The 11,651-nt window shown below is 61.7% G+C and carries 10 protein-coding genes; 6 read left to right on the forward strand and 4 right to left on the reverse strand.

Annotation, left to right across the window (positions count from 1 at the left end):
• Window positions 1–370: 370 nt before the first annotated feature.
• Genes ACUXUR_RS26515 through hutG form a run of 5 tightly spaced genes read left to right on the forward strand, consistent with a single transcriptional unit; the run spans window position 371 to window position 4,304 of the window.
• Entirely contained in the window at window positions 371–1,099 is a 729-nt protein-coding gene (locus tag ACUXUR_RS26515; protein WP_445505347.1) for an IclR family transcriptional regulator, read from the forward strand.
• A 24-nt stretch (window positions 1,100–1,123) separates the two neighbouring features.
• Complete coding sequence (locus ACUXUR_RS26520) at window positions 1,124–1,867, forward strand: glutamine ABC transporter substrate-binding protein (RefSeq protein ID WP_445505348.1); 744 nt, start codon at window positions 1,124–1,126, stop codon at window positions 1,865–1,867.
• A gap of 29 nt (window positions 1,868–1,896) precedes the next feature.
• Window positions 1,897–2,565, forward strand: a complete 669-nt coding sequence (locus tag ACUXUR_RS26525; RefSeq protein WP_445505349.1) for an amino acid ABC transporter permease — start codon at window positions 1,897–1,899, stop codon at window positions 2,563–2,565.
• Entirely contained in the window at window positions 2,562–3,329 is a 768-nt protein-coding gene (locus ACUXUR_RS26530) for an amino acid ABC transporter ATP-binding protein (protein ID WP_445505350.1), read from the forward strand. The genes ACUXUR_RS26525 and ACUXUR_RS26530 overlap by 4 nt, the downstream gene beginning before the upstream one ends.
• A gap of 6 nt (window positions 3,330–3,335) precedes the next feature.
• Window positions 3,336–4,304 carry a formimidoylglutamase gene (hutG, locus tag ACUXUR_RS26535; RefSeq protein ID WP_445505351.1) on the forward strand — a complete coding sequence of 323 codons (969 nt, stop codon included), beginning with the start codon at window positions 3,336–3,338 and terminating at the stop codon, window positions 4,302–4,304.
• Between the two features lie 276 nt (window positions 4,305–4,580).
• Here hutG and ACUXUR_RS26540 read toward each other — a convergent pair whose 3' ends face one another.
• Window positions 4,581–4,826, reverse strand: a complete 246-nt coding sequence (locus tag ACUXUR_RS26540; protein WP_445505352.1) for a hypothetical protein — start codon at window positions 4,824–4,826, stop codon at window positions 4,581–4,583.
• Between the two features lie 752 nt (window positions 4,827–5,578).
• On the opposite strand from ACUXUR_RS26540, the gene ACUXUR_RS26545 reads away from it, so the two are divergent.
• Window positions 5,579–6,169: a TetR/AcrR family transcriptional regulator gene (locus ACUXUR_RS26545; protein WP_370434080.1), complete on the forward strand. Its 591-nt coding sequence runs from the start codon at window positions 5,579–5,581 to the stop codon at window positions 6,167–6,169.
• A 20-nt stretch (window positions 6,170–6,189) separates the two neighbouring features.
• Here ACUXUR_RS26545 and ACUXUR_RS26550 read toward each other — a convergent pair whose 3' ends face one another.
• From ACUXUR_RS26550 to ACUXUR_RS26560, 3 genes are all read right to left on the reverse strand, one after another.
• Complete coding sequence (locus ACUXUR_RS26550) at window positions 6,190–6,660, reverse strand: hypothetical protein (RefSeq protein ID WP_445505353.1); 471 nt, start codon at window positions 6,658–6,660, stop codon at window positions 6,190–6,192.
• A gap of 71 nt (window positions 6,661–6,731) precedes the next feature.
• Entirely contained in the window at window positions 6,732–9,938 is a 3,207-nt protein-coding gene (locus ACUXUR_RS26555; RefSeq protein WP_445505354.1) for an efflux RND transporter permease subunit, read from the reverse strand.
• Window positions 9,939–9,968: 30 nt separating this feature from the next.
• Window positions 9,969–11,201: an efflux RND transporter periplasmic adaptor subunit gene (locus ACUXUR_RS26560; protein ID WP_445505355.1), complete on the reverse strand. Its 1,233-nt coding sequence runs from the start codon at window positions 11,199–11,201 to the stop codon at window positions 9,969–9,971.
• Window positions 11,202–11,651: the final 450 nt, after the last annotated feature.

The raw sequence follows: 11,651 nt of genomic DNA on the forward strand, positions 1-11,651 counted from the left end.
GAGCAGGTTGAGATCTAAGCGGCTGAGGCGGCTTCCCGACGAGCCGCCTCAGAGCCAATTTCGTGTCAGGGAATAAGGTCCGGACCTGAGGCTCAAGCAGCCGCAAGACAAACGACTGGCGCGTGCCAGCAAGCGACATTTCGGCCTGTTCCCACGTTTCGATCAGAAGCGATCTCAGCGACCGCCCGCCGTAGCGCCTCAGGGTCTTTGTTGAGGAGGACGGTCTTCAGGCGTTGCAGCGCGTCCCACCTGCCTGAACATCTGTAGCTCTCCGGTAATCACTAGAGCTACGCCGTTTCACGGGATTAAGGCTTGTTTTTCTCAAATTATGGCAATAATACTCCCGTCATATGAGAATTAAAGGATCCTCATGTCAGGTGCCGAACGAGTCTTGGATGTTCTGGAGACGGTCGCGACCGCCAAAGAACCGCTTTCCGCAAAGCGGGTTAGCGAGCTTGCTGGAATTCCGCTGTCGAGCGCCTATCGGCATCTCACCTCGTTGAAAGAAGCCGGCTTCATCGTCGATCTCGGGCGTGATGTCGGTTACGGCCCAGGCCCGGTTTGCATGCGGATCGCGCAGAATTTCGATCGGACATCGCACGTTCTGGCCGTGGCATTTCCCGAGATGCAGCGCCTATCCCTGCGCACGCAGGAGAGCGTCGGCCTGATGAAGGCGCTGGGCACCGAAGTCTATTGCGTCGAGATGATCGAGAGTCCGCTCTCTCTGCGCTGTTCGTACAGCAAGGGACGCTCACAGCCGCTGAGTCGCGGCGCCTCGGCGAAGGCTCTGCTAGCATTCCTTCCGCAATCCGTGCAGGACGAAGTCTGCGATCGGCTCCTCAGTGGGGACCCTGACGCACGTTCGACCCTGCTTCGGGAGCTGAAGGCGATCCGCACCAACGGCTATGCTGAGAGCGAAGGCGAAGTCGATCCCGGCGTCTGGGGCGCAAGTGCGCCGGTCTTCTCGCTGGGAGAACGCCTTGAAGGCAGCATCAGCCTCATGATCCCGAGCACGCGCGTCGGTAATCGGCGTGATGAACTCGTCAAGCAAACCATCGAGGCGGCAAAAGCCATCTCGATGCGTCTCCACCAAGTCTGAACGTCAACAACAGAGGGGTACCACATGACGTTACTTCGTAAGCTCGCTCTCGGCGTCGTCGGAGCGCTGGCCTGTGTGGGCATCGCGCAGGCGCAAACACCTGACACGTTGCGCGTGGCCACGGATGCAACCTTCATGCCATTCGAATTCCAGAAGGACGGCAAGCTGACTGGCTTCGACATCGAACTCGTCGAGGCCGTGGCCCAGAAGATGGGCAAGAAGGTCGAATGGACTTCCATCGACTTCAAGGGCCTTATCCCCGGCATGCTCGCCAAGCGCTTCGACATGGCTGTCTCGGCCATCTACATCACCGACGAGCGCAAGAAAGTCGTCGACTTCACGGACTCCTACTATCCAGGCGGCCTCGTGATGCTCGTGAAGAAGGATAACACCTCGATCAAGGGACCCGATGATCTCGAAGGCAAGAAGGTGTCCGTCCAAGTGGGCACCAAGTCGGTCGCCTATCTGCAGGAGAAGTTCCCGAAGGTGGAACGCGTCGAAGTCGAGAAGAACCAGGAGATGTTCAGCCTGGTCGAGATCGGTCGCGTCGACGCCGCCGTGACCGGCAAGCCCGCCGCGAAGCTCTTCGCGCAGAGCCGCCCGAGCGTGAAGGTGATCGACAAGCAGCTCACAGTCGAGGAATACGGCATGGCCGTCCGCAAGGACCTGCCCGAACTCACGAAGGAGCTGAACGACGCTCTCGCCAAAGTCAAGGCCGACGGCACCTACAACAAGCTTGTCCAAAAATGGTTCGAAGCTGGTCAGTGATCCCCCAACCATAAACGAGCGTGTCCCGGATGACTTTAGATTTCACCCCCGTTTGGCAGGGCTGGCCCCAGCTGGTTCATGGTGCCGTCGTCACCATTGAGATAACGGCCGCCTCGCTCCTGCTCGGCTGCGTGCTCGGCCTTCTCGTCGGCGTCGCCCGGCTCGATCCGAGCAAGAAGCTGATCTATGGCGTTGCGACGGGTTACGTCACCTTCATCCGGGGCACGCCGCTTCTGGTGCAACTGTTCCTGCTGTTCTTCGGCCTGCCCCAATTCAACATCCTGCTGCCCGCATTCGTCTGCGGTGTACTGGGCCTCGGCATCTACTCGGGCGCCTATGTGTCGGAGATCGTCCGCGGTGCCATTCAGTCGATCGACCGCGGCCAGACGGAGGCTGCGCGCTCGCTCGGCATGTCCTACCGGCAAGCGATGCGCATCATCATCCTGCCGCAGGCGGTGGTTCGCATGATCCCGCCGCTCGGTAACGAGTTCATCGCGCTCATCAAGAACTCGGCCCTCGTCTCACTGTTGACGATTGCCGACCTCATGCACGAGGGACAGAAGATCATTTCGATCTCGTACCGCTCCCTCGAGGTCTATTTGGCTATCGCTTTCGTCTACCTGATCCTTACCAGCCTGACTGGCCTTCTGTTGCGCCACATGGAAACGCGCCTGCGCGCTGGGGGAGTCATGCAATGAGCACTACCGCAAATCCTATCGTAGAGGTGCGCGGCATCGGAAAGAGCTTCGGCTCACACCGGGTCCTGACCGATGTCGCTCTGTCGGTGCAGCCATCTCAGGTTGTTGTGATTATCGGCCCCTCCGGCTCGGGGAAGAGCACGCTCCTGCGCTGCTGCAATGCGCTCGAGGTGCCCCAGGAAGGATCGATTACGATCTGCGGAACGGATCTGGTCAAGAACGGCCGGCTCATCCCTGATCGCGAACTGAACGCTCTGCGCATGCAGGTCGGCATGGTGTTCCAGTCCTTCAATCTGTTCCCGCACCTGACAGTCCTGGAGAACGTAACCGTTGGGCCTCGCCAGTTGCGCAAGATGTCGAAGAGCCAGGCCGACGCTCTGGCTCATGAACTTCTCGCCAAGGTCGGACTTGCCCAAAAGGCGACGGCCTATCCGGCGACGCTCTCGGGCGGCCAGAAGCAGCGGGTGGCGATTGCCCGCGCGCTCGCCATGCAGCCGCGTGTCATGCTGTTTGACGAGCCGACTTCAGCTCTCGATCCTGAACTGGTAGGCGAGGTCCTGCAGGTGATGAAGGCGCTCGCGCGGGAAGGCATGACCATGATCGTGGTGACACACGAGATGGGCTTCGCCCGTGAGGTCGCCGACGTGGTCATGGTCATGGATGCCGGGCAAATCATCGAGGCCGGACCACCCGAGCAGGTGTTCAGCACTCCGCAGAACCCACGAACGCGTTCGTTCCTGCAGGCCGTCATCACGCGGAACTGAGATCTCATGGCATTCAAGGAACCTGAGTTGGCCCCGGCGGGCCTGCCGAGTGACCAGGGCGAGGTCGGGCCAGTCTTCCGCGTCAAGGATGTGATACGCCCACTCGCTTCTGATGTCCGGGGTGGATCCGCTCTCATCGGCTTTGCCAGCGACGAAGGCGTGCGCCGCAACTTCGGCCGTGTCGGAGCGGCCGAGGGACCTGCCGCCATCCGTCGCGTGCTGGAACGGCTGCCTGTTCATCACCCCGTCGAGATCTTTGACGCAGGGGATGTCGCCTGCACGGATAGAGACCTTTCCGGCGCACAGGAGCGTCTTGCCGATGCTCTCGCGACCTTGCTCGACCGCGATATACGCCCTGTCATTCTCGGCGGAGGACACGAGGTCGCTTATGGCAGCTTCATGGGCCTGGCGAAACATCTGAGCGGCCAGCTCGCCACGACAAAGATCCTCGTGGTCAATCTCGATGCGCATTTCGACCTGCGTCTCGCGCCAGTTCCGAACTCGGGCACACCGTTCCGCCAGATTGCCGAATTCTGCTCTACGCATGGAACCGCATTCAACTATCTTTGTCTCGGCATCAGCGAGCTGTCGAACACTATGGCGCTGTTTGAGCGGGCCCATCAACTTGGTGTCGAGTACCATCTCGACGAGGAGATGCGGCAACACAACAGCCCGAAGCTGCGCGCGAGACTGGCACAGAAATTGATGGAGGCGGACAAAGTCTACCTGTCGATCGATCTTGACGTGCTGTCAGCGTCTGTTGCCCCTGGGGTCTCGGCACCAGCAGCAGGCGGCGTGGCGCTCGAGATCATTGAGGACCTGGTCAGTGACGTCATATCCTCCGGTAAACTCGCGCTCGCCGACATTGCCGAATTGAATCCGGCTCTGGACCGGGACGACCAGACAGCGCGCGTCGCAGCCCGCCTGGCCTATGGACTTCTTCTAGGCCGCGGACGCCGAGGCACCGTTCGCTAGGTGGCGAGCGCAACACTCTGATTGGTGTTTGCGTGTGGACCATAGACGAAGCAGACGCGAACCTGTCGGCTAGATAGCATGATCGCAACGTGACGTTGGACATGCCGAGATCATGAGAACGCCGCCTACAAAGAGGCGGCCCTTTTTACTTTCTTCATTATGCAGGTCCGTCTGTCGGCTCATCAGGTGAGGATTTCTCTGCGCCGAGGGCCGCTGGCCGCACTTTCGGCTGACATCGCCACCGCCCTTCCCTCAGCGATCCGCTAAGGGCGCTTGTCACACAACCTCACCTGCCGCACCAATGGCGGCCGCGGCTACCTCCAGCGGAGCAGCAACGATCTCAGCGCCGAGGGTTCCTGCAGCGGACACGGCATTTCGGCCTTCCTGTGTTCCGCCGCCTTGGCCCTGCGGCTTTTCAAGCACGTTCGCAACGGCCCTAAGGGCCTCCGCCATCACCACGCGAGCCTGCGGGGAGGTGAGCGTTGTCTCGAGTGTCGGAAGCCATGCTATCGGGTTTAGCACGTTGCCTTGCGATCGTGAGCGGGCGTGCGCCGCGGAACGCGATTTGCCGGAGGTTGACTGTGCTGTCGTGCGCGATCCTGCGGAAGATATTGCACAGGAGATAGTACTCGCCACATGGCTAGCAAAATTGATCTCCATGGGCGAACGCCGTTGAATTTTTTAGATGGAAGCCTGGCGCCGCTCCCCGTGATGCAAGCGGCCCATTAGGCTTCTCTGATCAGAGCGGATGCTGACCGCTGGAAGTCTGCTCCGGGTCAGGCACTGCCCTTGAGCGCGACTGTGTAGATGTCCGTTCACCGCAGAAAAGCGAGTATGCGACTTACTTCCGCCTCGTGCCAGTGGCTGACCTTCGAGACTCTCAAGCGAATTCAATTCATCGCTGCCTTCCAGGAGAAGAGATTCCGCCCAAGTCCTCGCGATTCACCATTTCGCCCGCTCAAGCAGGTTGATCTCGACGTGGTGGCCTTTGGCCGGCGATTCTGTGCGCCCCACAATGGCCGACGATATCCGCATAGGCCGTTGCGGGGAAATGCCCAACCTCTCGCGCAGCACTCGTGCAGCCCTCAACCTAACTTTAGGCTGCGAAGGTCACGGCGACCGGAAAAACAGTCGCCACGATTGAAAGAACCCTTAAAACTTACCCGGATAAGATCTTGAAATCTCCGCAGAAATGTTTACTATACTGATTGGTATATTATGCAGCCGCAACGTCCGTGATCTATCCGCCGTTCCGGCAGCAGGGTGAGAGAACCATGGGCCGCCATCGCGAATTCGATCCTGACGAGGCATTACACATCGCGCTTCAGGTGTTTCGCCGTCGAGGCTACGAGGGCACCTCCATCTCCGACCTGACGGAAGCCATGGGCATCACTCGCCCCAGTCTCTATGCCGCATTCGGCAACAAGGAGGATCTCTTCCGCCGGACCCTCGATCTCTATGAGCGCCAGCACCTGTGCTTCGCGCACGAAGCCCTTCAGGCGTCGACGGCTCGGGAGGCGGTCGAGCGGCTCCTGCGCGGCTATGTCGACGTCCTGACCGACCCCATGAGCCCTCCCGGCTGTCTCGGCGTGAATGGGGCCGTGGCCTGCAGCGAGGCGAGCGAGCCCATCCGCGAGGAGCTCATCGCCCGTCGGATGGTCAATGAGAACAATCTGCGTGACCGGCTGGAGACTGCCCGCTCCGAGGGCGATTTTCCCGGCGATGAGGATCCCGCCGACTGGGCCCGCTATGTCGTGTCGATCGGCCTCGGGATGGCGGTCAGGGCTGCATCGGGTGCCTCGCGCGAGGAGCTCCACCGTGTGGTCGACGTCTCTATGCGGAGTTGGCCAACTGTCTCGCGCTGAAGGCTATCGCTCCCTATTCCTCAATTTGATGGTTTGTTGACGTCAGCGACCGTTAGGGTGATCGGAATAACGACAGCTCCAAAGTTCACAGTCGCCTCGATCTCTCCACCAGGCCGAAGGTTCTTGGCCAGCCCATCGACCTCGATCCAGAGTGCCTCTCCGTCCACCGACAGGACCTCACCCGGAGCGACGGGAATCGAGTCCAGGATTGTCGTGCCCCCGTTGCCGAGAGAGGCGATAATCGAGGACTGCCCGGCATCGGCGACCGTTATCCCTCCGAACGAAACCCGCTCCGCACTTCGGTTCTCCAGCAGGAACGTAATCTGTGCCCGACCTCCCGTCTTCGCTGGCGAGACACGCACGTCGCTCAGAACAACCTCGTTCGTGATCCGGTAATCCTCCTCTGCCCTCACATCTTCCGAAAGTATGCCTGTGGCGAGAGACAATGCGGAAACGACAACAAGTCGAAGGTTTCTCCAAGACCGATCCATAGAACCCGTCCAATTTTGCTCTGGCAGGAGTGACCGGGGGCGCCGCCTCAGGCGACGCCCCTTGCGCTCATTCAGTTCGCCAGGTCCTTCACCTGGAGCACATTTGTGTCGGCATCCGAAGCCGCCGGTACCGGGTGATGCTGAAGGCGGCGGTTCCCCGTCAATCGGCGGACGAGGACGTAGAAGACCGGTGTGAAGAACAGGCCGAATGCCGTCACGCCGATCATGCCCGAGAACACGGCCACGCCCATGGCAGCCCGCATCTCGGCGCCCGCCCCCGTCGATACCACCAGCGGCACGACGCCCATGATGAAGGCGAGCGAGGTCATCAGGATCGGCCGCAGACGCAGGCGGCTGGCTTCGATGGCCGCCTCGACGGGGGTACGCCCCTCGAACTCGAGCTCACGGGCGAATTCCACAATCAGGATTGCGTTCTTGGCCGACAGGCCAACCAGGACGATGAGCCCGATCTGGGTGAACACGTTGTTATCACCCGCCGTCAGCCACACGCCGGCCATGGCCGCAAGCAACGCCAGCGGCACGATCAGGAGGATCGCCACCGGAAGCGTCAGGCTCTCGTACTGCGCCGCGAGGACCAGGAAGACGAGCAGAATGGCGATCGGGAAGACCAGCATGCCGGAATTGCCGGCCAGGATCTCCTGATAGGTCAGCTCGGTCCATTCGGCTCTGAATCCCTTCGGCAGGGTCTCGGCCGCGATCTGTTCGACCGCTGCCTGCGCCTGACCCGACGAATATCCCGGAGCCGCCTGTCCGTTGATGTCGGCTGAGAGGAAGCCGTTGTATCGCATCGCGCGCTCCGGCCCTACGCTCGAACGGATGTTCAACAGGGCTGTCAGCGGAACCATCTCGCCCGAGTTCGAGCGCACCTTCAGGAAGCCGACATCGTCCGCGCGGGCCCGGAACGGAGCATCCGCCTGGACCCTCACCGAGTAGGTTCGCCCGAACTTGTTGAAGTCGTTCACGTAGACCGAGCCGAGATAGATCTGAAGGGTGCTGAACACATCCGAGATCGCAACGCCGAGCTGGCGCGCCTTGGCGCGATCAATATCAGCGTAGAGCTGAGGGACGTTGATCGAATAGCTCGAGAACAGCCCCGCAAGCTCGGGTGCCGTCGAGGCCTTGGCCAGGAAGTCCTTCGTGGCCCGGTCGAGCGCTTCGTAGCCGAGACCGGCCTGGTCCTCGATCTGCAGCTTGAAGCCGCCGATCGTGCCCAGCCCCTGCACCGGCGGAGGAGGAAAGATCGCGGTCACAGCCTCCGTGATCGTGGCGAACTTCTTGTTCAGCTGACCTGCGATCGCCCCAGCACTCAGGCTCGGATCGCGACGATCCTCGAAGGGTGCAAGGGTCAGGAACACGATGCCGGCATTCGAGCTGTTGGTGAAGCCGTTGATCGACAGACCGGGGAACGCGACGGCGTGCTCGACGCCCGGTTGCTTCAGAGCGATGTCGGTCATCTGCCGGATGACGCTCTCCGTCCGGTCGAGGGTCGCGGCATCCGGCAACTGGGCGAAGCCGACCAGATACTGCTTGTCCTGCCCCGGAACGAAGCCGCCGGGGACCGTCCTGAACAGGAAGCCCGTCGCTCCCAGCAAAGCGACATACACGAAGAGCATCAGGGCCTTCGTCGCGATCGCCCGCCGCACACCCGTGCCATAGGCATCGGCTCCGCGATGGAAGACCGCGTTGAAGCGGCGGAACAGCCAGCCGAGCAGCGTGTCCATCACCCGGGTCAGCCGGTCCTTCGGCGCATGGTGATCGCGAAGGAGAAGGGCCGCCAGGGCCGGCGACAGGGTCAGCGAATTGATCGCCGAGATCACCGTCGAGATGGCGATAGTGACGGCGAACTGCTTGTAGAACTGTCCCGTCAGGCCGCTGATGAACGCAAGCGGGATGAAGACTGCCACCAGCACCAATGCGATGGCAATGATCGGCCCGGAGACCTCCCGCATAGCCTGGTAGGTCGCCTGACGAGGGCTCAATCCCTTCTCGATGTTCCGCTCCACGTTCTCGACGACCACGATGGCGTCGTCGACCACGATGCCGATGGCCAGCACCAGCCCGAACAGGCTCAGGGCGTTGATGGAGAACCCCAGGACCTGCAGGACCGCGAACGTGCCGACGATCGAGACCGGAACGGCCGCGAGAGGAATGATGGACGCCCGCCAGGTCTGCAGGAACAGGATCACCACGAGCACCACCAGGAGCACGGCCTCGAGCAGCGTATGGACCACCGCGTCGATCGAGGCGCGCACGAACTGGGTCGTGTCGTAGACGATCTGGAAGTCGATTCCTTCCGGCATGTTGGCCTTGATGTCCGCCATTTCCGCGCGAACCTTGTCGGCGATCTCGATGGCGTTCGACCCCGGCGCCTGGAGGATCGGAATGGCGACGGCCGGCTTGTTGTTCAGAAGAGACCTCAGGGCGTAGTCGGCCGCGCCCAGTTCAAGGCGGGCGACGTCGCGCAGGCGGGTGATCTCCCCGTTCTTCCCGGTCTTGACGATGATCTCGCCGAACTGCTCCTCATCCTGAAGGCGCCCTTGGGCGTTGATTGACAGCTGATGATCGACCCCCGGCAGGCCAGGCGAAGCGCCGACGACGCCCGCGGCCGCCTGCACGTTCTGGGCGCGGATCTCGTTGACGACATCGCTCGCGGAGAGACCGTGCTCGGCAATCTTCTGAGGGTCGAGCCAGACGCGCATCGAATATTCGCCCGATCCGAATAACTGGACCTGACCCACACCCTGGATTCGGGCAAGCCGGTCCTTGACGTTGAGTGCCGCGTAGTTGCGCAGATAAGTGACGTCGTAGCGGCTGTCGGGCGAGAGCAGGTGAACCACCATCATCAGGTCTGGCGAACTCTTGACGGTGGTCACGCCCAGACGCCGCACTTCCTCGGGCAATCGAGGCTCAGCCTGCGAGACCCGGTTCTGCACGAGTTGCTGCGCCTTGTCGGGATCGGTGCCGAGGGCGAAGGTCACGGTGAGCGTCAGCACGCCGTCGGTTGTTGCCTGACTGCTCATGTAGAGCATGTCCTCGACCCCGTTGACAGCTTCCTCGATCGGGGCCGCCACGGTCTCGGAAATGACCTTCGGATTCGCGCCCGGATACTGCGCGCGGACGACCACCTGGGGCGGCACAACCTCGGGATATTCCGAGACCGGCAGAACCCGTAGAGCGAGCAGCCCGACCACAAAGATGAGCACGGACAGAACCCCGGCAAAGATCGGACGGTCAATGAAGAAGCGGGAGATGTTCATGGCACTGGCCCTTGAGCCCTTGGAGTGCGATCAATTCGCCGCGGAGGCGGAGGAGCTCCGCGTCTGGAGTGCGGCGGATGCCTCGGGCCTTTCGGTTTGCGGCGCGATCAGGGCGCCCGGACGGACCTTCTGAAGGCCGTTGACGACGATCCGTTCACCTGGGTTAAGGCCGCTGGTGACGATCCGCCCCCCGTCCACGGCAGCCCCGAGCTTGATCTCGCGGTAATTCGCCTTTTGGGCCGGATCGACGACGAGCACGTACTTCTTGTCTTGGTCGACTCCGATTGCCCGTTCGGGCACGACCAGCGCCGGCGTCGTCTTGGCCTGGCCCAGTCGGATGCGCGCGAACTGGCCCGGCATCAGGCGGTCGCCGTTGTTCTCGAACACCGCACGCACGCGAACCGTGCCGCTGGCGCTGTTGACCGTATGATCGATGAGCTGCAGCTTGCCGCGCGCGACCTCGGCCTCCGGACCTGAGCGCATCTCGACGGGGATACGGGCGAGATGATCGCGCCGGTCGCCTCCGGCCGGCAGGGTCTCGAGAGCCCGCTGTACCGCGCGCTCATCCGCATCGAAGCTGACATAGATCGGGTTGGTCGAGATGATCGTCGTCAGGACCGGCGCGCTGGATCCGCCATTGACGAGATTGCCTGCGGTCACCTCGATCTTCCCCACCCGTCCCGAGATCGGCGCACGCACCTCGGTGTAGGACAGGTTGAGGCGCGCGGCCTTGGCGACGGCATTGGCGGCACTCACGTTGGCCTCGGCCTCGCGGACGTTGTTCAACCGTGTGTCGAGGTCGCGTTGTGTGATGGTCTGGTTGGCGGTCATTCTCAGGCCGCGCTCCAGCTCACTGCGGGCAAAGGCAAGATTGGCCTCGGCGGCGCGGACCTGCGCGTCAGCTTTCTCGACCTCTGCAAGGTACGGCGCAGGATCGATTGTGAAGAGCAGGTCGCCTTTCCTGACCAGCGATCCCTCGCGAAAATGGATCGACTCGATGGCGCCGGGAATTCGGGGACGCAGGTCGACCCGCTCGATTGCCTCGAGGCGGCCCGAGAACTCCTCCCACAACGAAACGTCGCGACTGTCGATGGCGGCGACGGTCGCGGGCGTGGCGGACAGCGTCGGCCCCGTGTCACTGCCCTGGGTAGCCGTGCTGCCGAGCATAGACCAGAGTGCGACGCCGCCCAGGATCACGCTTACCGTGCCGAGGGAGGTCAGGAATCGGGTTGTGGAAACACTTATCATGGTGAAGTCGCTCACTCAGAGGTTCATCCAGCATCCGAAGCATGCGGGATTCGTACCAATCGGTATAATACCGACTGGTACACTTTGAAAGAGACGACCTAGGCATTTTTATATCGATTGGTATGCAAAAGAACGCTGAAGGTCCTGCCGCAGCGACACCGATGTGCGCTGGCGCACACGCTGCCTCACTATCTGCACTCTTTGACACCCGGTAACGAAGGCAACCCGCCTAATAGGAAATTCCATGATTCGTAGCGCCGGCACTCCAACGTTCAGCAGTGTGCGCTAGGAGACCGTTCATCACACCCTGCTCAGCACGCGAAGAGACCCTCATCCTTCTAAACAGGGCTTGGTTCACCGACGATTATTATGACCAGTGCAGAGCGCGCCTAAGGTGCACGTACCTTTCTCTATGGTCCGGAAAGAGCCTAAAAGCGGACTGAAGCATAAGGTCCGAGAAGTGCC

This window comes from Microvirga medicaginis (assembly GCF_052658925.1).